Source organism: Marinobacter sp. 1-3A, from assembly GCF_016597775.1.
GTDB classification, from domain to species: domain Bacteria; phylum Pseudomonadota; class Gammaproteobacteria; order Pseudomonadales; family Oleiphilaceae; genus Marinobacter; species Marinobacter xiaoshiensis.
This window is the reverse complement of the sequence record NZ_VCGZ01000016.1, coordinates 19638-41769: the sequence shown is the minus strand read 5'-3', so window position 1 is coordinate 41769 and position 22132 is coordinate 19638. Positions and strand designations below refer to the sequence as shown.

Below are 22132 nucleotides of genomic sequence, written 5' to 3'. Positions count from 1 at the left end.
GCTCTCGCTTTTGTGAAGCTGAGAACCCGCGCGCCTTCATCGTTGCCATGAGTGAATGCCCAGTTTTGTGATAAATGCAGTATGTTGCATTCACCGGTTGAACTCACCGTAGCCTTTTTTAATATCTCCTTTTCTTCCTCCACCCGCCGCAGCTTGCGCTTCAGTTCCTGAATCTCACGCTGCTCCGGGGTCAGCGCCTCACCTTTCTGTGGAGCCTTGCCAGATCGCTCCGCTCGGAGTCGGCGCACCCAGTACTCCATCGTGGATTTACCGACACCCATTGCCTCACAGGCTGCCTTCAGGGTGTAACCCTGGTCTACCACAAGCTGGGCGGCCTCCAAGCGGAATTCCGGGCTGTATCTTCTATTCTTCGTCATCGTCTGCACCTGACTTTCTGTGTGAGTGATCATACACTCAAAATCAGGTGGCCAGATTCACTATGCCACTACACTATTTTAGTCTTTGAGTGCGCTCGGGTGCTCATTCAAAGGCGTCACTTCAACATCCATGAAAGGGAACAGAGGAAGGGAACTCAATAATTCATGCAACTCCTGATTCGACTCTACATCGAAAATACTCACATTTGAATATTTCCCTGTCACCCGCCACAAATGAGGCCACTTTCCTTGGCGTTGAATATCAATTGCGCGATTCTTCTCTGCTGCTTTGATATCCTCAAACTCTTCCTTTTTTATATGCACAGGCGGATTTACAGTCATCTGAACCATAAACAACATAGCCAAAACTCCTTAAAAGTCATTCACCCAACTAGAAAACCAAGAACTTAATGAACATCCCGGGTAATAATGGGTTTGAGCTTTCCAATAAAACTCTTGCCATGCTCAAACCATTCCTTACGAATACTTGATTCCAGATATTCCTGATATTTTTCGTCACTTTCAAACCAACATTCGGCTACCGCATCGAATGGCCCAACATTGAGATATGGGACATGCGTGTCTTCCGGCTCCCGGGCGACTAACCGTACCTCGTATTTATATAAGGCCGGGACATCATGGGACATGTCGTAATGAACCTTGCACTCCTCTGCAAATTTTTCAGGAGACATACTCTCCGGACGCACCAGCAAATACACTATTCTAATCATCGGTAGCCTCTCAATCAGCGGGATGTAAGCCTGAAAAATCCACTTCTACCCCGGTACTTCGCACGATTTCTTCCCGTGGGATGGCCGGGTTCACAAAGAGCGCACGAACCTTGCGACCATTACTGCAAGTTTCAAAGGTTCCATAGTTCGTATAAATGCGGGTCACACAACCCAGCCCGGTGGGCGGATAGGTCAGTTGTGGCACAATCTTGGGGCGGCCATCCCGATCTACATGATCCATCATTACGAAGGTCTGCTTTGCACCGATCGCCAGATCCATCGCACCGCCAACCGCCGGGATTGCATCCGGATCTCCAGTATGCCAATTGGCGAGGTCGCCGTTGCAGGCAACCTGGAAGGCTCCGAGCACGCAGATGTCCAGATGCCCTCCTCTCATCATCGCAAACGAATCCGCATGATGGAAAATTGCCGCGCCTGGTAACAATTTGATCGGCACTTTGCCGGCATTAACCAGATCAGGATCCTGCTCACCTTCCGGAGCATCAATCCAGCGCCCGAGCACACCATTTTCGGTATGGAGAATAACCTCCTTATCTCCCTCTCCTAAATGATTAGCCACCAGAGTTGGCATACCAATGCCCAGATTCACGTACGCGCCCTCCGGAATATCGCCGGCAATTCTCGCCGCTAGCATAGACCTATCTTCAGTATTCATAATGCAAACCTTTAACCATTGTTAGGGAAGAAGACTCAGACTTTAATGAAAACATTGACATAGATACCCGGAGTCACAACACATTCCGGATCTAGCTGACCAGCCTCAACGACTTCACTGACTTCGGCAATGGTTGTCTTTGCTGCCATGGCCATTACAGGGCCAAAATTTCTGGCAGTCTTTTTATAGGTAAGATTTCCGTAACGGTCGGCGACAGCCGCTTTGATCAACGCCACGTCAACACGAATGGGGTACTCCAAGACGTAGTTAACTCCATCGATCTCTCGCGTTTCCTTTCCCTCAGCCAGAGCAGTGCCATATCCGGTTGGCGTAAAAAATGCTCCAATCCCAGCCCCACTAGCCCTTAACCGCTCAGCCATGTTGCCTTGCGGCACCAGTTCAAGCTCAATTTCACCTTTGCGATACAGATCTTCAAACACCCAGGAATCTTTCATTCTTGGAAAGGAGCAGATAATCTTTCTGACTTTCCCGGCCTTTAGCAAAGCAGCAATGCCTTCCTCCTTTTGCCCGGCATTATTCGTAACAATGACAAGATTTTTGGCATTTTTATTTTTTATTAATGCGTCAATGAGCATATTGGGAGATCCAGCGCCACCAAACCCGCCAATGGCAACGGTGTCTCCCTCATTAACCCTGGAGACCACCTCCAGAAGATCACTTGTTTGTTTATCAATCATTCTATTCCCTTTTGTTTTTGAGCAATAAAAAATAATCGGTCAAGAAACTTTACCCGACGATCCACCACCTCCATCAATCCCTTAATTGATTAACCTGCAGTAGAGGGTAACCAAAGGACCAGGTCAGGAAAAACAATCAGGACAAAAACAAGTGCCAACAATGCGAGAACATACGCAAGGACGCCAGAGAATATAGATTCCACTGGAATATTGGCAGATTTAGCCACGACAAATACATTTATCCCAACAGGCGGAGTCACAATCCCGATCTCAGACAGCAGAATAACGATCACTCCGAACCAAAGTGGATCAAAACCCAGGCTGATTACCAAAGGTAATACCACCGGTACGGTTAGAATCAGAATAGAAATCAAATCCAGAAAAAGGCCAAGCACCAGATATAGCAAGACGATAAATGCAAGGATCAGATAGGGGGAAACATCCAAACCACCCACCCATGCCACCATCTCCCGGGTAACCCCCGTAAAAGTAATGAAATAACCAAAAATATGTGCGCAAATGATAATTAAACCGATCATTGCGGAAATTGCACAGGTGTTAACGAGTGCTGTTCGAAATCTTTCGCCGTTAAGGTTTCCGGATTTCCCCGCAATTAACAACGCCCCAAATGCGCCAAGCGCTGAAGATTCAACGGGTGTAGCGATTCCGGTGTAGATCAACCCTGTCACCACGAGAAACAAGAGAATAAAGGGTCCGGCGACCTTGAGTGACTGTATCTTCTCTTGGAATGAATAGCCCCTATAACTTTCAGGGAGTGGATGACGGAACAGCAAAACCTTGATGGTGAGCGCAATGGTCAGTGTTACCAGAATCCCGGGTACAATTCCTGCGATGAGCAGATCAGCAATGCTCACGCCGCTGAGTAGGCCATAGAAAATTAACGCGACGCTAGGAGGAATAAGCATCGCAATGGTTCCTGATATAGCCGCGATGCTGCCAGCGACTCGCTGGGGATATCCCTCATTCAGCATGGCAGGCACACTGGTTTTGGCTAGTGTAGCGGCCGCAGCAGTACTTGAACCGGAAATGGCACCAAAAGCCGCGCCGGTGATCACAGTTGCGATTCCGACCCCTCCTTTGACCCTGCCAGTCCATTTAGCGATTGCATCGAACAAAGACGACGTAATACCGCTTACTCCCATGAACTCGGCCATCAGAATAAACATGGGAATGGTCAACAATTCATAGGTACTCAATGCGGAGCCTGGTGACGCGGTCAGTATCCCAACCAGCACATCGGCATTGGTCGCCAGAAAAATGCCAAGTGCACCAGAGAGCGCCAGACTGATCGCAACCGGCACACCAAAAGCCAGTAGCGCAAAAAGTACAAAAAATGGTAGATAAATCGTCATGTCCGACTTCCTCCCAGCGCCAGCAACTGGTGAAAACTGGTCGTCAGGAGGCGCAGGGCAAAAGCCCCACAACTGAGGAACACCAGGATGTCTGCTGGCCACATTGGCCATGGAATGACCCCACCCATCACATCACCGTCGACCCAGGCGTGCCACCCCTCCTGAAGGTAGAACCATGCGATATAGGCAAACAACACAACAGAAGCAAGCCCGACGATGAAGAGCACCACTCCCTGCACCCGGTCGTTCATTCTTTCACCGAAATAGTCGACCTTGAGATGGGTACCCATTCGAAGCGCATATGAAAAGGCAAGGAAATAAGAGCCGGGAAGCAAATACAGCACGATGAAGTCAAACGACCAACTCAACGGACTGGACAAGACGTAACGCAGGAATACATCGACACAGGTAACAACCATCGCAACCACGATCATTAGCGCAGCAACGCCCACCAACAGGTTTTCGACGTAACGGACTGCGCAATCAAGCCAGGCTAAAGGGCGGGTAACAGCTAAAGTAGTCAACGTCATCCCCTTCTTAAACTGATACTTTGAGGTGCCCGATCACATGACTCACCAAGTAGCCGGCTCAAACACAAAACCGCCGTTCTGGCGTCGCACATAGCCGCAATAGGGGTCACCAAAATGAACCGGCAGAAGCAGGGCATCTTCATCGGCCAGCTGGTTGAGCATTTGCATCCTTACCTCTCGCGCCCGCTCTGGCCAGATACAGTAGCCGGAATTGAATTCGGGACGCATGATTTGCAGAGGGCTATGGAAAATATCACCACTAAAAATGCCCACCTCGCCCTTCGATTCGAGCCGGAACGTTACCTGCCCGGGGCTGTGGCCGGCAGCCGAATGCACGGTCAGGCAGTCAGCAATTTCATCACCCGGACGCATAAGACGGGCGAGACCTTCATTCATGATTGGCATAACGCTGTCAAAGAACGAATCACCAAACACGTCGATCACACCGGGTGCCTTGTTCTTTCCCTCCTGACAGAAAGTGAAGTCATCTTCCGGAAAGTAGTAGGTTGCATTCGGAAATGTGGGGACCCAGCGACCATCCTGCCAGGTGGTATTCCAGCCGACATGGTCGGCATGCAGATGAGTCATCACTACGTGGGTCACATCCTCAGGTGCCGCCCCCGCAGCTACGAGCCATTCTCGTACCAAGGTGTTCAGCATATGCATGCGGGGAATATCTTGTCTGGGCTTGTAATTGCCCACTCCGGTATCAATCACAATGATGCTGGAGCCGGTCTGTACGATCCAGAACTGGATTGTCACGATCAGCTTACCCATATGAGGCACCCAATGGTGGGGCGCCATGATGCTCTCAAGCCGATCAAAATCGCCTCGCTCGGCCTCCGGAAACAGGAAAGCAGGATCATGGGTAGGACCAGAATATTCCAGGATGCGGGTGACAGTAGCGTCACCGATACGCCGAGTCTGAATCATGGCAGAGACCTTTTTATAATTGATTCGGAGGCTTTGAACTTTGGATTTGATGCCATCCGTTCTTTCGCCTTCCAATATCAGTCAGCGCAAACGGAAGAGTCAATGCAGAATTATCAAACACATTCTTAACCAGTGGTTAACAGGAACAACATTAATCTCACTTACCATTAAGCGATGATTAACAGGCGCTGAATATTTTAGAAACGCCGATACTGCAGATATTTGATAGCTTGGAAGATGCTTAATCCAGAAAATAAAAAATAAGGAAAACTACATGCTCAAGAAACAACTTCTTATATCGGCCTGCATCGCTACACTTGCTGTATCAGGTACGGCTCACGCAACCCAGTCCGTAACCCTCCGATTCGCTGATTGGATGCCAGAATCCGCCTTTACCACAAGCTACGGCGCGAAAGCATTCATGGAGAAAGCAACAGAGCTTTCCAAAGGCCAGATCAAATTCCAGTATTTCCCTGCCGAGCAGCTTGGCAAAGGTTCCGAGTCGCTGACGCTGCTGCAAAGTGGGGTTGCAGATGTTGCGAACGTAGCTCCTGCCTATGTGTCGGAACATCTTCCCCTGTCCGGAGTGGTGGAACTCCCCGGGGCGGTGACGGACTCCTGTACCGCCGCCAACAAATTTTATGAACTGGCGCAGCCTGGCGCCGTTCTTTATGAAGCAGAGTATAAAAAGAACAAGGTGCGCCCGCTGTTTACCGCTAACCTTGGCCCCTACCGGATATTAACCAACAAGCAGAAGCTTTCTTCGCCTGTTGATTTTTCAGGGCTCAAACTGCGCACGGCGGGCGGGGCCATGGCAATGACCGCAGACCATTTGGGAGCAAACCCCATCCGGATGCAAGGCTCAGACGTGTTGGCGTCCTTGTCCAGAGGAACGCTGGACGGCGTATTCTGGGGACTCATCAGCATTGAGGACTGGAGCCTGGAAACCGCGCTGGACCAAATGATCCCTAACCTCAGCGTCGGAAGCTTTAATGTGACCTACTCAATCAGTGACCGCACCTGGAACAAACTTTCTCCGGAACTGCAGGAAATACTGGTCAAAGCCGGGCAGTATGCCAACCAGAACCATTGTGACTACGTAAATCGCGCGGAAACACAAGCAATTACCGACCTTCAAGAAAAACATGGTATCCAGCCACTCAACCTGCCAGAAAACGAACTCAAGCAAGTTCAGGGTGAACTGACCGAAGTTCATAAAAAATGGGCAGAGCCGCTCAATAAGCGCGGACTACCCGCAGATGAGGTAGTAGAGCAGGTGTTCTGACCGTTCCCCCCCCCGTTTTTCCAAACAACCCCGCTGTCGCGGGGTTGTTTATGTCTGGCCAAAAAGTTCTATGGCTCAAAACCATAAGATGCCGTATGTTTTCAGATCGGACATTGAAGCCACCGGGGTAACTAATGGCAATAAAGTACGATCTGACAGATTTTCGGCTGTTTATCAAAATTGCAGAAAAGGAGAGTCTCTCTAGAGGCGCGGAGCAGTGCCACATGTCAGTGCCAGCGGCGAGCAATCGGGTTCGGAACCTGGAAGACAATCTAGGTATAAAGCTACTGCAGCGAACCTCGCAAGGCGTAAACCTTACTAACGAAGGCCGGGTTTACTTACGCCATGCTCGTAAGATTGTCGCCCAGCTAGAGGTGCTTAGCGGTGACTTGCAGGAATTTACCAAAGGCGTCACAGGGCAATTGCGTCTGTTTGCAAACACAACTGCAATTACAGAACTACTGCCAGCCGTATTAGGGGAATATCTACAATCCCACCCCAATGTACACGTTGAGATGAAAGAAAAAGTTAGTGAGGAGATTATTCGCGCAGTCAAGGAAGGCATGGCAGATCTGGGGATCGTTTCCGGCAACATACCCACCGCCGATCTTCAAACCCGCCCCTTTGCTCGCAGTCGACTGATCGTTATCTGCCCGATGGATCACCCCCTTGCTGAACACAAAGAGATCAGCTTCGAAGACTGCCTGTCATATCCGCTGATATCCCTGCTTGAGGCTTCTGCCATACACCAGTTTCTGGTCCGTGAAGCTGAAAAGTTGCACATTGATCTGAACATCAGAGTTCAGGTCGCCAGCTATGATGCCATATACCGGATGGTCGCCGCTAAAGTGGGCATCGCAATCATTCCGCAACTGGGCTTTGCACGCCATAAGGGCACGAGGGATATCAAACAGATTGAGCTTGTAGATGCCTGGGCAGAGCGTAATTTTAAGCTATGCTCAGTCGACTTCGATGGCCTGTCTACGTTTGCCCAAGAGTTCTGTGAGAGTCTTTTTCAACGATACCGATAACCGTTCACCCAATCTGACGTAATTCAATTACCCCGGGAAGAGCCAACTCCGGGTCTGAAATAAAGGAGGAATGGAAATGCAATACCGCCGCCTCGGAACAACCGGCATGAAAGTCTCTCGACTCTGCCTCGGCACCATGACCTATGGTTCGCCCAAATGGCGCGAGTGGGTTCTAAATGAGCAAGCCAGCCGCCCCTTTATCAAGCAGGCCCTGGACGCGGGAATCAACTTCTTTGACACCGCTGACATGTACTCCCTTGGCGAGTCGGAGCGAGTGGTGGGTAAAGCCTTGTTGGATTATGCGCCCCGCGAGGACGTGGTTATCGCCACCAAAGTCTTCAACGCCATGGGGGATGGTCCCAACAACCGAGGGCTGTCCCGAAAGCACATCATGGCGGCTATCGACGCGTCGTTGCAGCGACTGGGCACCGACCATGTTGACCTTTACCAGATCCATCGCTGGGATTATCACACCCCCATTGAGGAAACCATGGAGGCGCTGCACGATGTAGTGAAAGCCGGTAAGGCCCGCTACATCGGAGCTTCGTCCATGTTTTCCTGGCAATTTGCCAAGGCACAGTTCACCGCGGAAAAGCACGGCTGGACTCGTTTTGTCAGCATGCAGCCAATGTACAACCTGATCTACCGGGAAGAAGAGCGGGAGATGTTGCCGCAGTGTACCGACCAGGGCATCGGGGTAATCCCCTGGAGTCCGCTAGCCCGTGGCATCCTGGCAGGAAAGACAGTGCAGGGCGAAGGCGGTGAAACCGCCCGGGCGCGCACCGACGAGAATACCCGCAGGTGGCGCCTCGGCAGCGATATCGATCAGCCGGTTATCACAGCCCTGCAGGAAGTCGCAGAAAGCCGCGGCACCTCCATGGCACAGGTTGCGCTGGCCTGGGTACTGTCCAACCCCGCGATCACTGCTCCCATCATCGGGGCCAGTAAGCCGGGCCATATCGAAGAAGCCCTCGCGGCACTGGAACTGGAGCTGAGCGGGGACGAGATAGCCGCCCTCGAGGCCCAATATCTGCCCCACCAAGTGGCAGGGCACGCATGAGGCAGAGTGCCGGACGGGGGGGAGGCCCTACCTCCCGTCGTCCGGCATCAGAACGGCAAGGTAAACACCGCACAAACCAGGCTGCAGGCAACCAGCGCAACCAGGGAATAACGCAGACTCCAGCCATAGGATGCGGTATGGGCGCTGTATCCAGTGCAACGCTCCAGCAACAGCGAATTGGCCGAATACGGCGTGCCGGCAATGGTAATCCCCCACCCAGCCACGATACCTAATCCGAGCCCCAGCAGACCATACTCCGGCCAAATCGGCCCGAGAATGCTCCCTGATAAGGTCCCGGAGATGATCGGGTTTACCCCGATCGACCCACCGGCGAAGAACAGCCAGGGCACCGCCATCGCCACCAGTGGATAGGCCCAGACAGGCAGGCTAAATTCCATGCCAAGCCAGCCAAGTGCGAAGGTGCTGACAATCCCCCCGAGAAATGAGGAACCGCCCATAATGGCCAACTCGTTATTAATCATGGCCAGTGATGGCATGGCCAGAACACCATCATGGAACCGGCGGTAGATAAGTCCCATCACCACTGCTGTCAGGCAACTCAAGGTCACCGCTTGGGAATAAAGTAATCCACCCCAGGTGCTCAGGGTGAAGGCACCGACGCAGATAAGCGCAATAATGCTGATGAATCGCAGCCATGGCAGCAAGGCTGATTCCTGCTCAGCTTCGCCTATCAGCGGGGCTTCCCGGGGTGGCTCTTCTTCCCGTACCAGGGTGCCAGCGAACAGGTAAAGCAAAGCAAACGGCAGACCCAGGGCAATCAGCTTCCAGCTCGACAAGCCAGGCAGGAACGTCACGGTCATAACGATCGCAATGGACAGCGGTGAAGCCATAGGCGAAGCCCCGAAGCCCCGAATTACCGCACGCGCGGCATTGCGAGCCATCGGACTGTCACCCTGGTCCTTCACCTGGAGACCAATCATGGTTGCTATAACACCGACGGCGCCAAAGTTTAGGGGAATGGAGAGCATAGCGGTTCCCGATGTCATGCCCAAATAGCGCAGTAACGGTTTACCGCTAAAAAGACTGCGTGAGATAACCTTAAGATCATTTGATTGTCCGAGCACCGCAGATAGAAGCATCACGGTAATAATCAGGGAACCAATGCGCGCCATATTACCCGCAGCTTTCGGAATAGCAGACGGCTCGAGAACCAGCGCAACCACTGCCAGCAAGAAGATCAGTACAAAAATTGCACGGCCAACTGTGCGGAGGTTTCCCCAGCCCAACACAATAGCCAAACAAGCAAGAACGGTTGACAGATAGATGTGGCCAGGAAGAAAAGTCGCAACCCCGGCCAACAAAGCCAGATAGGCCAGCATCGAGCGGGAGTGGGAAAAACTATCCGGTTGAAACAAGGCCTTCATTTGATACCCATCCCTAAATATCTCCCAAACATCAAACTGACATGTAGTCGCCCGAAACGTACAACGGCCGGCAATCATAGCTAAGATGATTACCGGCCGCACGATAGTTTACTGCTTTTATTGCACTCGTTTACCGCTGTTTAGCTGCGAGGTACTGCAACGCGCGAGGGGTTCAGCAATCCTTTGCCCACGTACATCAGGACAATCAGGCCAAGTCCGACCATCTCCAGAATCAGGTTTGGATAGATCAAACAACCACCGGCAGCCAGCGCCAGTATACGTATCGGCCAGCCTATAATACCGATGCGGTATAGATAGCCTTCCATTGCTGAAGCGATCAGCCAGATGGCAGTAATGGCTGTCAGAGCTGATATCAGTATTCGCGTGATGTCACCTTGCAGAATAAGCGAAGGGTTCAGTACAAACAGGAACGGCAGAATGAACAGGATGCCGCCTAAACGCATTGCATATACACCCGTTTTGGTGGCGTTAGAGCCCGCCACACCTGCGGCAGTGATGGCAGCCAGGGAAACCGGCGGCGTAATGTATGACAGCATCCCCCAATACAGGATAAACAGGTGGCTAGCGAGCGGGTTGAGCCCGGCGTTCACCAGCGCTGGTGCCAGCAAGATCGACAGGAAAATGTAACAGGCGCTCACCGTCATCCCCATCCCCAGGACAAAACTGGTTATGGCACCAGCAATAAGCATCAGTGGTATGCTGCCGTCGGCATACAACAGAAGCTCCCGCGAGAACGCACCCGCCACCCCGGTGTATGACAGACCGCCAACCACCAGCCCGATGCCCGCCAAAATCGCGACCAGATTGGAAACATTAGTTGTCAGGTCTGCAATGAAGGCCTTGGCACGGGTCCAGTTCAGTCGGTAGTCACGCTTGAAGAGGGCGACACCCAGCAAAACCAGGGAAGCATAATAGGGTGCATAGGCCTCGATTCGCATTACCAACAGCATGTAAACCAACATCGCTAAGGAGAACAAGTAAGGCCAGCCTTCTTTCAGCGTTTCTTTCAGTGACGGAATTTCTTCCTCCGGCAGGCCTTTGAGGCCTCGGCGGGCAGCATAATTATCCACCTGAAACAGCAATGCCAGGTAAAACAGTAGTGCGGGCAAGAACGCGGCGATCATGATTTCAGCGTATGCCACCCCGAGAAACGACGCCATGATAAAGGCGACCGCGCCCATGACGGGAGGCATCAGGGTACCTCCGGTGGAAGCGCAGGCCTCTACAGCACCGGCATAGTGCGCCGGATAGCCGGTTTTTTTCATCGTAGGGATAGTGATGGGGCCAGTGGTAAGAATATTGGAAATAACACTGCCGGAAAGACTACCAAGAATACCGCTGGACAATACCGACACCTTGGCCGGACCACCTCGGCTGCGGCCCATCAGGGCGGTGGCAAATTTCATAAAGAAGTCGCCACCTCCAGTAATGGTTAGCGCGGCGCCAAACACTACGAAGCCGATGACCAGTTGCGCCACCACCTGCATGGGAATTCCGATAATGCTTTCCACGCCGATTACGTGGGCGCGAAGCAGTTCTGGCAACTCGTACTGATTACCCCACAGAAAGCCGGGCATGCTGTCGGCATATAACGGATATGTGCCGAAGAACAGTGACACGAACAACAGAGGCCAGCCACCGCACCGGCGTACCCCTTCGAGTACCAGTACCAGCAAAACACCTGAAAACACGGTGGCTTCAGTTGGCGCCATGTACTCCCAGCCCATGTTAATCATGGTCAGGCCGTGATAACCGAGGTAGCCACAGGAAACCAACGCAAGCACCGCCAGCACCCAGTCATACCAGGAAATCCGGTTGCGGGCCCCGGACCAGGCCGGGAAACAGAGAAACGCAGCTGCCAGGAATATACCGATCAGGTAATAAAGGTAGGAGTTACCCAGGGGCTGAAACCCAAGTATCTTCAGGTTGAAGGTCTGGTTGATTGCCATCAGCAGCCCCAGTGCACCCAGGCCCAAGGCTATCCAGTAGCCAATTCCACGCAGACGTCCTTTGTCGGAGCTTTGGGGTTCAGGGGTATTGGTTTGGGCTTCGGAGCCCTGTGGAGAGGTCATGTTACTAATACTCCGAGGTTGGCATCCTGAGCGCGGCAACCGAAGTCGCAGCGCTCAGAATCAACTCAGGTTAAAAATCAAAGTGAGCCAAGGGCTTGCTGGCGATGCTTTTCCCAGATCTGGGCAAACTCTTCATCGCTCTTGCCCTCACCTTCGGCAACGGCTTTCGGCCAAGCTTCCAGCAACGCGTTCAGGCGAGCAGTCCGAGCGTCATTCCAAGCCTGATGCTCGTCAGTCCAGATACCTTTTTCTTTCAGGTAACGGATGGCGCCTTCGTGGAACGGCACGTCAATGGCGGGCACCCCGGCGAGATTGATATCCCAGCGAGGCATGGCTGCAGTAGCAGCCTTGTACAGCGGATAGGTTTCATCAACCGCCTTAAGCATATTGTATGCGGTATCTGCATCCATATCGGATTTAACCGCCAACACGGGATAGCGATATGCCATGATATCGACAGGATTTTCTTCACTGATACCTGCACCAATAGTCTCTTTGAACGGTGCGAAGAACGGAGCTACCTCATTAACCTTGGCCCAGGACTCGGTATCTTCAGGGTCCATATTCAGCCAGCGAATACCTCGAGGTGACTCAGCCAATTCGTACACATGACTCGGCGTTGTCGTTGTACAGGAGGCATCAGCCTCGCCCCGGGCAAGCGAGCCCATCGCACTCGCATACGTGGGGAACATCACGGCTTCAAGGTCATCCTCAGTCAAACCGGCAAACGCCAAGAACGCATTACACTTTACATTGATTGAGGGATTCCCAGCGACATAAGCGAAACGTTTTCCCTTTAGATCTTCCAGTGTCTCAATACCAGCGTCCTTTGCCGTAAAAATACCAATAGAAGAAGGACGACCTGCAAGCGCTCTCAAATCTTGGGGTCCCCACTGGCGAGTTGAAAAGTCGTAAATCCCTTCTGCAGCAAAGAAGGTCTCGGTGGCCAGGAAACCCACAGCCGCCCGACCACTCAGCAGAGGCTGAAGGCGCCCGATAGCAGATCCGGATGGCTGAATACGAATACGGGTGCCATATTGCTTACCGAACGCATCAGCAATGGCTGATGCTTCCGCATAGCCTGCGGAACCCACATCGTAGGACGACCAGGTCATCGTGCTGGGAAGATCAGGCTCTGCCGCCTGAACCGCCACACTCGCACCAAACATCAGTGCAGTTGAAGTGACGGCGGCAACAAGCGGACGTTTGACTTGCTTAGAGAGAAAGGACATGGCACATCTCCTAATTGTTTTTGTGATGAAGCAACCATTTTGTACAGTTACTTATTGACCGGACCGAGGCCGGATCTTCCACCAATTATCCGGCCTCACATCAGCGGGTCAACAACTAATCCATTCTTCAACAAATCGTTTTTCTATGCGAGACATGCCAAGATTATATACCCAATGCCTTCAATCGATTATGCTCTTTCGAAAATAGCGGCAACTCCCTGCCCACCACCCACACACATAGTCTCCAGCCCATACCGACTGTTTCGGCGCTTCATTTCATGTAGCAAGCTAGTCATGATCCGCATACCCGTCGCCCCAATTGGATGACCAAGCGATATGCCTGAGCCGTTTACATTGAGCTTATCCGAATCGTTCCAGTCCCACTCTTTCAGTACGGCCAACACCTGACACGCGAACGCTTCATTTACCTCTACGAGATCCATGTCGGCGAGACTCAGGCCAGTTTTCCGCATCAGTTTTTCAACCGCTGGCACCGGGCCAATACCCATAGTTGCAGGGTCACAACCCATGGCACTCCAGCCCGTCAGAAATGCCATCGGCTCGAGACCAAGTTCCTCCAACTTATCCTCGGCAACAACCAGGCAAGCAGCCGCTGCATCACTCTGCTGGCTAGCATTACCAGCGGTTACCGTTCCGCCTTTAATCAGGGGGCGAAGTGCGGACAGGGAGTCCATTGTAGTATCTGGACGAATACCCTCATCCTTGCGAAATACCAGAGGATCTCCTTTTCGCTGTGGAACGGAGACAGGCACAACCTCCTCATCAAAAAGGCCATCCTCCCAAGCCTTTGCCGCTCGCTTGTGACTCTGAACAGCAAACTCGTCGGCCTGCTCGCGGGTGATATTGTATTTTGTTGCCAGGTTCTCTGCTGTTTCGATCATGCCGGAGATATATCCGAAGCGCTCTTCAGGCTGTGACCGCTCACGGCCGCGATCAAGCCGGTCATGCATTGTGAAAGATCCCGCACGCTTACCCCAGCGGACATCGGTGGAGTAGTATTCGATGTTACTCATGCTTTCAACACCACCCGCAAGCACAACGTCACAAGCTCCGGATTCCACCATCATGGCTGCGTTGATCAACGCTTGCAGGCCGCCGCCACAGCGACGGTCTACCTGCATTCCCGGAACATGCACGGGCAATCCTGCATGCAGGGCCGCCCAACGGCCGACACAGGGCACCTCACTGTTAGCATAAGACTGCGCCACAATGGCATCTTCAACCAATGCAGGATCAATGCCGGAGCGGTTCATGGTTTCTTTAACTACGGCTGCGATCAGGTCTTCGACAGACACCGGCCGCAGACTTTTACCGAAAGCCCCAACGCCTGTGCGTACTGGGGCAACAATGGCTGCACGTCTTTTTTGCATAACTCACCTCATAAAATTCAATGTTTGAAACTGTTTTTCAGGATTAATGGACGACACCTTGCTTCGCGGTGTCGTACTCGTCACGCAGTTGGAGCACAGCATCTGCGATCGTCATCAACTTTGAAATACCGCCGACACCCTGGCCGGCTCCCCAAATATCACGCCACGCCTTCGCCTTGCTGGTACCAGAGCCAAAGCTCATCTTGCTCTTGTCCGATGCAGGCAAGTCGTCGGGGTCTAGCCCTGCATTCTCGATACTGCCGCGAAGATAATTTCCATGAACGCCGGTAAACAAATTGGTGTACACAATATCCGACGCCGATGACTCGACGATCATAGTCTTATAGGCCTGATCAGCGTTGGCCTCTTCGGTAGCGATGAAACGAGTTCCCATGTAGGCAAGATCGGCCCCCATCACTTGTGCAGCAAGAACATGGTTCCCCTTTGTTATCGCGCCCCCAAGTACAACCGGGCCATCAAAGATCTCACGGATTTCCGAAAGCAACGCAAATGGATTCAGTGTCCCAGCATGCCCTCCCGCACCGGCGGTTACCAGAATCAATCCATCCACGCCCATACTGATTGCTTTCTTTGCATGACGGATATTGGTTACATCATGAAACACCAGTCCGCCATAACTGTGAGCTTTTTTGATTATCTCGGCATTGGCCTGGAGACTGGTAATGATAATTGGCACCTCGTGCTTTACACACACATCCATGTCGGCCTGCAGACGCTCGTTGGTAGGATGACAAATCTGGTTTACAGCAAAAGGCGCAACTTTCAGGTCCGGGTTCTCAGCCTGATATTTGGCCAGCGTTTGCTTGATTTCAGAAAGCCATTCATCGAGCTTTTCTGCTGGCCTGGCGTTCAACGCAGGAAATGACCCTATAATCCCGGCTTTGCATTGCTCGATAACAACCTTCGGGTTGGAAATGATGAACATTGGGGAGCAAAGTACCGGCAGGTTAAGCTTGTCTTTTAGTGAAGCTGGAATAGTCATATCCTTTCCTCTGTTGTTTCTTGTAGGTTTTGTGCCTCAAAGCACGATGTAAAGAACCATGTACATAATTGCGAGCACACTCACATTGAACCAGCCATTCCAGACCACCCCGAGCCGGAGCGCCGAAACACCGGAAAAGCCGGCTATAAATCTTAGCGACGCGGTAAAAGGTGACGCTCCTGCAAATACTGCCCATGTAATGGCAACCACTGAGGCCTGGACAATTGGTGCAATATCGAGATCTGGAACTTGCTGAAGAGTACCCAGCAGCAGCGTTACGGTGATAATCGCGTTTATTCCCATAAACGAGCAGGTGAGCATGATCAAAGAAACGCTCACCATGATCGTTGCGTTGCTGACATTGGCGTAAACCAGAAAATTACGAGCAATCTCCGGGTCTACCAAAGGGATGAGAATCACGCCAAGAAATCCAGAGCTGGCAAACAACACAACTTCATTTCGCTGTGCAGTAAAAGTTTTGGGGAAGCTGCGTTTCATTCTCCGAAAAACCAATCGCAACCGGAGCCACTGATCTGCACGGCGATACTGATACCAGATCCATATAATTCCAATTACCGGCGCACACAACAGCAACATCGGAAAAATATCAAGGCTGGTAATACGTGATAAGAAATATGCCAGGGTTGGAATCAGCCCGACGAGAGCCACAAATGGAACTAGCACCGACAGGTTTCTACCGATAACCTGGGTTGTTCGTGGTCGTGGATATGCCAGCCAATCCAGAAGACCGCCCCAAAGTATGAACAATACGGTCCACGCCAAGCCTACCGGAGCATACTGCTCCCAAGTTAATTGTGGCAAACTTGAAAGCACAAGAAGCATGGTGACCGAAGTGGGCGCCCACAAAGGTACACCGCAAAACCCTCGCAGCGTTGCTGTCAGCATCCTTTTCTTGCGAATACTCGCCAGCCGCTGAGCGTCATCTCCTCCTGTTATGCGAACAGCGCGCTGAACCATTGTCCCCAGCACATTTAATGCGCCAATGTTGAGCATTACGCTAAACAGGTGGGATCCAAAAGACATCAGCATATATCGCCGGGCCGGCGGTTGATTCACCAAGACCTTTCCACACTCCCGGACCAAAGCGGAGGACTTCGCAGACTCTCGCAACACTGCCAGCGAAGTCAAAAAGAAGGTAAAAAACGCTGCCCTGTCAACGCCATTCGCAATCGTCTGACCGTCGATTTTATCTGATAACCAAAGCGCTGTAGCGAGCCCTGGCGTGACAACGGAGAATATTCTGTAAGTCGTAGTAATGCCCTGCCATTGCAGGGCAATAAACACCAATAACGCAGCTGCTGCCGGTATGGATAACCAATCTTCCACACCAAACTGCCGGGCAATCGCACAGGCAGTCGCAATCAACAGACAAACAGTGGCAGGGAGTCGGGCAAAATCATCCCAATTACCCTGCCGTTTCAACACTGCAGCGCCAATATTCACTGCGGCAGTGACATCCGGGCAAGCTGCTGTTGATGATAATCCGCATCACCAAACACCGAATGCAGAACCATCAACCGCTTCACATAATGGCCAACATCAAGTTCATCGGTAATACCCATTCCTCCGTGCAACTGGATAGACTCATTACCTACCCGTTTGCCACGAAGCCCCGTAATAACCTTAAGCGCATGCAAGTCTTTTTTATGCTCCTGAAGATCATCTTCACCCGCAGAGCACAGTACCCGGTACAATAAAGAACGGGTTTCTTCACAGGCAGTGAACATGTCAACCATTCGATGCTGAAGCACCTGAAACGAACCAATGGCAACGCCAAACTGTTTTCGGGTTTTGCTGTACTCAATGGTCGTGTTTGTAAGGTGAGTCATCAGGCCCAGCGCTTCAGAACAAATAGCCGGAATAGCTTTCTCAACGACCTCTTCAAGAATCGCTGCGCCCTGATTTTCCAGACCGATCAACCGGTCAGCACTAACCCGGACATCACGGAAGGTAACGTTAGCAACCTTCTGGCCGTCCATTAATTGGATCGAGTTCAACTCAATACCCGGCGCGTCCGCATCCACCAAGAGCAGGCTTACACCATTCTTATCTGTAGCGGTGCCGGAAGTGCGAACAGATACCACAAACATATCTGCGGCTAGAGCGTTCATTACCAAAGCTTTCTCACCCGAGATTACAAACTCATCCCCATCCCGGTGCCCTTTGGTCTCTAAGTCAAACAGCTCATGTCGGGACTGACGCTCCATATAGGCCAGGGCGCCCTGAAGCTCTCCTGCAATGAGTCGTTCGAGCAACTCAGCTTTAAGCGCCGGATTCGCCCCCGCTTCCAAACAACGACCAAACAGCAGAATCGAGGGAAGATACGGAGTAGCAACCAGGCCTTTACCCAGCTGCTCCATCAGCACAAAGAGATCTGTTGCATCACCTCCAAAACCACCATTTTCTTCAGCGAATGGAACCGATAGCCATCCCAGATCGGCAAACTGTCGCCACAACTCCGGGTCAAAACCGATGTCGTTTTGAACATCACGTTGCCTGCGTTCAAATGAATAATCCTGCCCCACAAATCGTGCGGCACTGTCCTGCAGCATCTGTTGCTCTTCGGTAAGATTGAAATTCACAGCGGATTCCTTATTCTGTAATTGGCTCAGCGTTTTGCTTAAAGTCCGAGCACGCGCTTGGCGATAATGTTCTTTTGAATTTCGTTAGAGCCGCCAAATATGGTGGACGCTCGGCCGTACATGAAATCCTTTCGCGCGCTGTCTCCGAAATCATGACCAACCGATGATCCGGGCTCACCATCATCAAGAACGACTCCGCCATAAATTCCCGCAAGCTCTATAGTCAATTCGTGCAGCGCTTGCTGAATCTCCGTGCCCTTGATTTTCAACAAGGACGACTCTGCCCCGGGGCTTTCATTACGAGCCATCGCAGCAAGAACCCTTAGCTCCATATACTCCAAAGCCATCAACTCAACTTCGATATTGGTAAACCTGTGCCGGAACGACGCATCCTTAATTACCGGTTGACCACCCTGGAGCTCTCGAGAAGCAATCTGCCGAAGTGTGTTAAGGCGCTTTTTGGAATCCGCAACTCGGGCAATAACCGTTCGCTCATGAGCAAGCAGCGATTTCGCATAAGTCCAGCCCTGCCCTTCCTCACCGATACGGTTCGCTTTCGGAACACGCACATTCTCAAAGTGCACTTCATTCAGGGAGTGCACACTGTTAATGCTCTGGATCGGAGAGACTGTAATGCCCGGGGTGTTCATATCAATTAGCAGGAAACTGATTCCCTGCTGGGGCTTACCGGAGGCATCTGTGCGCACCAGGCAAAAGATCCAGTCCGCGTATTGTGCGTAAGTGGTCCAGATCTTCGAGCCATTAACAATGTAGTCACCGCCTTCCGACACGGCTCTGGTAGTTAGTGACGCCAGATCGGAGCCTGCCCCGGGTTCCGAGTAACCCTGACACCACCAGTCATCACTACTGAGAATGCCAGGCAAAAAGCGGGCTTTTTGCTCGTCATTTCCGTAGGTGTAGATAACAGGGCCTACCATCTTCAAACCAAAGGGGACTACATCCGGAGCGTTTGCTTTAACCCGCTCGGTTTCATAAATGTATGACTGGGTGACCGTCCACCCAGCCCCACCGTACTGTTTTGGCCAAAAAGGGGCGATCCAGCCTTTTTCATGAAGTTTCTTTTGCCACTGCACCGCACCCTGCTTATAGGTACGGGGATTATTAATGAGCTGCTGTGCCGCTTCCGGTTCAGCATTATGAAAAAAGGCTCGAACCTCTTCCCGAAATTTCAAATCATCAGACGATAAACTCGCATCCACGGTACTGGCCCCATCACAAAGACTAGATAATTACACGTGGGTTACACCCACGTGTCCTTATAAAAGATCAACTACTGAAAACCACGGAATTCTCCAGAGGTTCCCGGTCAGTTCTGGTTCGGTTTGCAGGTACGTCCGGGTCCTCATAGCCAAAACTGATCCCCAGAAGGATTCCGATATCATCGTCAATTCCGAACTCGTCTCTGACAAGATCCGGATAGGCACGCATACTACCCATAGCGCATGAACTCACACCGTATGCTTCCATAGCCAGCATAAGTGTCTGTGCGTAGATACCTACATCCAGCGCAATCGTCGGACCGAAACTTTTATCCATACCTAAAAACACAATGTGCGGGGCATCAAAGAACTCAAAGTTACGCTGCACGGCATGGGCTCGCCCTTCTTTATCATCCCGTGCAATGCCCATTTCGTTATAGAGCGCAACAGCACAATCGACCTGCCGCTTGCGGTATTTACCTTCAAAGCGTGAGACATAGCTGAAATCGGGATTGCCTGGAGTCTGGCTACTCATACGATCGAGAAACTGTTGGCGCAGACGATCCCTGCTCTGTCCCGATGCGACATACGCATGCCAAGGCTGCGTGTTGCAGTTAGAGGGCGCGCTTTGTGCAAGTTTAAAAATAGCTTCGAGGGTTTCTTGCGGAACGGGTTGGGGCCGGAACCCCCGCACAGAATGCCGTCCGTTGACTGCATCGATCAAAGACAAGCCTGAATCCTGCGTATCCATACCAACTCCTGCTGATTGTAGTTATCGGATCACGTTAGCAAGATACCAACCCTTTGAGAAAAGCATATTTTTTATCAAACCTATGCCCGGTGCGCATACCGGACCAACAACATTAATTCAACGAAGAGCATAAGTTTTAAAACAAAAAAACTGCCTAGGCTTCTATTCGAAGCCTGGCGGCAAAGGAGGGTCAACGCTTAAGCTCTTTACTGCGATTAATCCTTCAACCGCAACACAGAAGCACCCAAATCAGCTACGGGTTACCCAATACCGACGAATTGCAAAAGCCAGCGAGGCAACAGTCAGGAGAACAAATACCCAGGTAATCGGCCCACGGAAAAACACCGATGGGTCACCTTTGCTGATCAGAATGGTCCGGCGCAGATTATCCTCGAACATGGGCCCAAGGATAAAACCGATGAGAAACGGAGCGGCAGCAATACCAGTGCGATTGAACACAAAGCCAAGAATGCCAAATGCCAGCATCAAGCCGATATCAAAGGTACTGTTGTTGACCGCATAGGCGCCGTAAATACAGAACATCAAAACGATCGGCAGCAAAATGGTTTTAGGGATATCAGCAATCAGGGAAAAATATTTGATAGCCGCATTACCCACTACCAGCAGAACCGCAGAGCTCACCAGAATCCCGCAGAACAGGGCATAAACCAGCGTCAGGTTTTCCTGGAACAGCACCGGCCCCGGAGTCAGCCCGTGAATCATGAAGGCGCCGAGAATAATGGCGGTAATAACATCCCCGGGAATCCCCAGCGACAGCAACGGAATCAGGGTTGCACCGGCAACGCCGTTGTTACCGGCCTCGGCTGCCGCAACACCCTCAACCTCACCTTTGCCGAAGTTATCCTTTCTGGGGGATGTCCGCTTGGCTTCGCTGTATGAGATAAACGCGGCAGACGTGGCTCCCGTTCCCGGGATAGCACCAATGATTACACCAATAATGCTGCCCCGGATAATGGTCTTCAGAGACGCTTTAAACTCTTTCCAGGTCAGAGACGCACCCGTAACCGCGGTACGTATGTGTGGAGCAACCTTGGACGTGTAAAAATCAATAACTTCGGGTATTGCAAACAACCCGATGAGCAACGGTATGAATGACACCCGGTCCATCAGGTTGTAGTTATCAAAAGTCAGGCGCTGCGTGCCGTATACCGCATCCAGCCCGATGGTGGAGACGATAATACCCAAAAACGCTGCAATGAGCCCTTTGACAACAGAATTGCCTGAAACCGAAACAATAATGGTCAGGGAGAAGCAGATCAGCCAGAAATACTCCGGTGGCCCGAAATTCAGCGCAATCTTCGCCAGGTAGGCGGCAAAGAAAATCAACGCCACGTTGGAAATCACATCGGCAACCACCGATGAATACAACGCCGTTTTCAGCGCCTTCTTAGCCTTGCCTTGCTGAGCCATCGGGTAGCCATCAAGCAAGGTACAGGCCGAGGCCGGAGAACCCGGGGTACGAATCAATATCGCAGTAATCGAACCACCATACATTCCGCCCTTATAAATACCGACCAACAGAAGGATCGCGGTTACCGGCTCCATGGAGAAGGTAAACGGCAGGGCGAGCGCAACCGCCATAGTTGCCGTCAACCCGGGGATGGCACCCACCACAACGCCAATCAGAACGCCGACAGCTATCGCTATAAAATTATCAACGCTCAGAAAGAGCGACATAACTTCTGAAAAATTTTCCATCTCTGGCACCCAAAGCTTTTGGACCAACGCCCGCCCCAACT

At 51.7% G+C, this 22132-nt stretch carries 21 protein-coding genes; 3 read left to right on the top strand and 18 right to left on the bottom strand.

Annotated features, from left to right (window positions below; genetic code table 11):
• The 8 genes from FE848_RS17835 to FE848_RS17800 all read right to left on the bottom strand — a co-directional run.
• On the bottom strand, nucleotides 1-377 hold a 377-nt coding region (locus FE848_RS17835; protein WP_200205209.1), incomplete at its 3' end, for a transposase.
• A 78-nt stretch (nucleotides 378-455) separates the two neighbouring features.
• Nucleotides 456-737: a muconolactone Delta-isomerase gene (gene catC / locus FE848_RS17830; RefSeq protein WP_200205208.1), complete on the bottom strand. Its 282-nt coding sequence runs from the start codon at nucleotides 735-737 to the stop codon at nucleotides 456-458.
• A 47-nt stretch (nucleotides 738-784) separates the two neighbouring features.
• Nucleotides 785-1108, bottom strand: coding sequence for a 4-methylmuconolactone methylisomerase (locus tag FE848_RS17825; protein WP_227715443.1), 324 nt, complete (start codon nucleotides 1106-1108; stop codon nucleotides 785-787).
• A gap of 10 nt (nucleotides 1109-1118) precedes the next feature.
• Entirely contained in the window at nucleotides 1119-1784 is a 666-nt protein-coding gene (locus FE848_RS17820; RefSeq protein ID WP_200205206.1) for a CoA-transferase, read from the bottom strand.
• A 35-nt stretch (nucleotides 1785-1819) separates the two neighbouring features.
• Complete coding sequence (locus tag FE848_RS17815; RefSeq protein ID WP_106761535.1) at nucleotides 1820-2482, bottom strand: 3-oxoacid CoA-transferase subunit A; 663 nt, start codon at nucleotides 2480-2482, stop codon at nucleotides 1820-1822.
• 89 nt (nucleotides 2483-2571) lie between these two features.
• Nucleotides 2572-3855: a TRAP transporter large permease gene (locus tag FE848_RS17810; RefSeq protein ID WP_200205205.1), complete on the bottom strand. Its 1284-nt coding sequence runs from the start codon at nucleotides 3853-3855 to the stop codon at nucleotides 2572-2574.
• The gene (locus FE848_RS17805) at nucleotides 3852-4379 is read right to left on the bottom strand and encodes a TRAP transporter small permease (RefSeq protein ID WP_200205204.1); all 528 of its coding nucleotides are present in this window, start codon (nucleotides 4377-4379) and stop codon (nucleotides 3852-3854) included. Before FE848_RS17805 ends, FE848_RS17810 begins: the two co-directional genes overlap by 4 nt.
• 48 nt (nucleotides 4380-4427) lie before the next feature.
• The gene (locus FE848_RS17800) at nucleotides 4428-5318 is read right to left on the bottom strand and encodes an MBL fold metallo-hydrolase (RefSeq protein WP_200205203.1); all 891 of its coding nucleotides are present in this window, start codon (nucleotides 5316-5318) and stop codon (nucleotides 4428-4430) included.
• Between the two features lie 274 nt (nucleotides 5319-5592).
• Here FE848_RS17800 and dctP point away from each other — a divergent pair, with 274 nt between their 5' ends.
• From dctP to FE848_RS17785, 3 genes are all read left to right on the top strand, one after another.
• Nucleotides 5593-6603, top strand: coding sequence for a TRAP transporter substrate-binding protein DctP (gene dctP / locus FE848_RS17795; RefSeq protein WP_200205202.1), 1011 nt, complete (start codon nucleotides 5593-5595; stop codon nucleotides 6601-6603).
• A gap of 134 nt (nucleotides 6604-6737) precedes the next feature.
• Complete coding sequence (locus tag FE848_RS17790) at nucleotides 6738-7634, top strand: LysR family transcriptional regulator (RefSeq protein WP_200205201.1); 897 nt, start codon at nucleotides 6738-6740, stop codon at nucleotides 7632-7634.
• 76 nt (nucleotides 7635-7710) lie between these two features.
• Entirely contained in the window at nucleotides 7711-8694 is a 984-nt protein-coding gene (locus FE848_RS17785) for an aldo/keto reductase (RefSeq protein ID WP_200205200.1), read from the top strand.
• A 47-nt stretch (nucleotides 8695-8741) separates the two neighbouring features.
• Here the strand turns inward: FE848_RS17785 and FE848_RS17780 are convergent, their stop codons facing one another.
• The 10 genes from FE848_RS17780 to FE848_RS17735 all read right to left on the bottom strand — a co-directional run bounded on the left by FE848_RS17780 (nucleotide 8742) and on the right by FE848_RS17735 (nucleotide 22091).
• Entirely contained in the window at nucleotides 8742-10079 is a 1338-nt protein-coding gene (locus FE848_RS17780; protein ID WP_200205199.1) for a hypothetical protein, read from the bottom strand.
• 140 nt (nucleotides 10080-10219) lie between these two features.
• Nucleotides 10220-12172, bottom strand: coding sequence for a TRAP transporter permease (locus FE848_RS17775; protein ID WP_227715442.1), 1953 nt, complete (start codon nucleotides 12170-12172; stop codon nucleotides 10220-10222).
• Nucleotides 12173-12249: 77 nt separating this feature from the next.
• The gene (locus FE848_RS17770) at nucleotides 12250-13404 is read right to left on the bottom strand and encodes a TAXI family TRAP transporter solute-binding subunit (RefSeq protein WP_200205198.1); all 1155 of its coding nucleotides are present in this window, start codon (nucleotides 13402-13404) and stop codon (nucleotides 12250-12252) included.
• Between the two features lie 188 nt (nucleotides 13405-13592).
• Complete coding sequence (locus FE848_RS17765; protein ID WP_200205197.1) at nucleotides 13593-14795, bottom strand: acetyl-CoA C-acetyltransferase; 1203 nt, start codon at nucleotides 14793-14795, stop codon at nucleotides 13593-13595.
• Nucleotides 14796-14838: 43 nt separating this feature from the next.
• Nucleotides 14839-15798, bottom strand: a complete 960-nt coding sequence (locus FE848_RS17760) for an NAD(P)H-dependent flavin oxidoreductase (RefSeq protein WP_200205196.1) — start codon at nucleotides 15796-15798, stop codon at nucleotides 14839-14841.
• A 36-nt stretch (nucleotides 15799-15834) separates the two neighbouring features.
• Nucleotides 15835-17244, bottom strand: coding sequence for a hypothetical protein (locus FE848_RS17755; protein WP_200205195.1), 1410 nt, complete (start codon nucleotides 17242-17244; stop codon nucleotides 15835-15837).
• 14 nt (nucleotides 17245-17258) lie between these two features.
• A complete protein-coding gene (locus FE848_RS17750) occupies nucleotides 17259-18401 on the bottom strand; it encodes an acyl-CoA dehydrogenase family protein (RefSeq protein ID WP_200205194.1) in 1143 nt (380 codons plus the stop codon).
• 38 nt (nucleotides 18402-18439) lie between these two features.
• Nucleotides 18440-19621 (bottom strand): acyl-CoA dehydrogenase family protein, encoded by a 1182-nt coding sequence (locus FE848_RS17745; protein WP_200205193.1) that lies wholly within the window; start codon nucleotides 19619-19621, stop codon nucleotides 18440-18442.
• 67 nt (nucleotides 19622-19688) lie between these two features.
• A complete protein-coding gene (locus FE848_RS17740; RefSeq protein ID WP_200205192.1) occupies nucleotides 19689-20372 on the bottom strand; it encodes a nitroreductase in 684 nt (227 codons plus the stop codon).
• Nucleotides 20373-20621: 249 nt separating this feature from the next.
• The gene (locus tag FE848_RS17735) at nucleotides 20622-22091 is read right to left on the bottom strand and encodes a tripartite tricarboxylate transporter permease (RefSeq protein WP_200205191.1); all 1470 of its coding nucleotides are present in this window, start codon (nucleotides 22089-22091) and stop codon (nucleotides 20622-20624) included.
• Between the last annotated feature and the right edge of the window lie 41 nt (nucleotides 22092-22132).

Excerpts from the sequence above, each read along its gene's own strand:
- catC (WP_200205208.1), bottom strand. The coding sequence starts at position 737 with ATGTTGTTTATGGTTCAGATGACTGTAAATCCGCCTGTGCATATAAAA.
- FE848_RS17825 (WP_227715443.1), bottom strand. The coding sequence starts at position 1,108 with ATGATTAGAATAGTGTATTTGCTGGTGCGTCCGGAGAGTATGTCTCCT.
- FE848_RS17820 (WP_200205206.1), bottom strand. The coding sequence starts at position 1,784 with ATGAATACTGAAGATAGGTCTATGCTAGCGGCGAGAATTGCCGGCGAT.
- FE848_RS17815 (WP_106761535.1), bottom strand. The coding sequence starts at position 2,482 with ATGATTGATAAACAAACAAGTGATCTTCTGGAGGTGGTCTCCAGGGTT.
- FE848_RS17810 (WP_200205205.1), bottom strand. The coding sequence starts at position 3,855 with ATGACGATTTATCTACCATTTTTTGTACTTTTTGCGCTACTGGCTTTT.
- FE848_RS17800 (WP_200205203.1), bottom strand. The coding sequence starts at position 5,318 with ATGATTCAGACTCGGCGTATCGGTGACGCTACTGTCACCCGCATCCTG.
- dctP (WP_200205202.1), top strand. The coding sequence starts at position 5,593 with ATGCTCAAGAAACAACTTCTTATATCGGCCTGCATCGCTACACTTGCT.
- FE848_RS17790 (WP_200205201.1), top strand. The coding sequence starts at position 6,738 with ATGGCAATAAAGTACGATCTGACAGATTTTCGGCTGTTTATCAAAATT.
- FE848_RS17785 (WP_200205200.1), top strand. The coding sequence starts at position 7,711 with ATGCAATACCGCCGCCTCGGAACAACCGGCATGAAAGTCTCTCGACTC.
- FE848_RS17780 (WP_200205199.1), bottom strand. The coding sequence starts at position 10,079 with ATGAAGGCCTTGTTTCAACCGGATAGTTTTTCCCACTCCCGCTCGATG.
- FE848_RS17775 (WP_227715442.1), bottom strand. The coding sequence starts at position 12,172 with ATGACCTCTCCACAGGGCTCCGAAGCCCAAACCAATACCCCTGAACCC.
- FE848_RS17770 (WP_200205198.1), bottom strand. The coding sequence starts at position 13,404 with ATGTCCTTTCTCTCTAAGCAAGTCAAACGTCCGCTTGTTGCCGCCGTC.
- FE848_RS17765 (WP_200205197.1), bottom strand. The coding sequence starts at position 14,795 with ATGCAAAAAAGACGTGCAGCCATTGTTGCCCCAGTACGCACAGGCGTT.
- FE848_RS17760 (WP_200205196.1), bottom strand. The coding sequence starts at position 15,798 with ATGACTATTCCAGCTTCACTAAAAGACAAGCTTAACCTGCCGGTACTT.
- FE848_RS17740 (WP_200205192.1), bottom strand. The coding sequence starts at position 20,372 with ATGGATACGCAGGATTCAGGCTTGTCTTTGATCGATGCAGTCAACGGA.
- FE848_RS17735 (WP_200205191.1), bottom strand. The coding sequence starts at position 22,091 with ATGGAAAATTTTTCAGAAGTTATGTCGCTCTTTCTGAGCGTTGATAAT.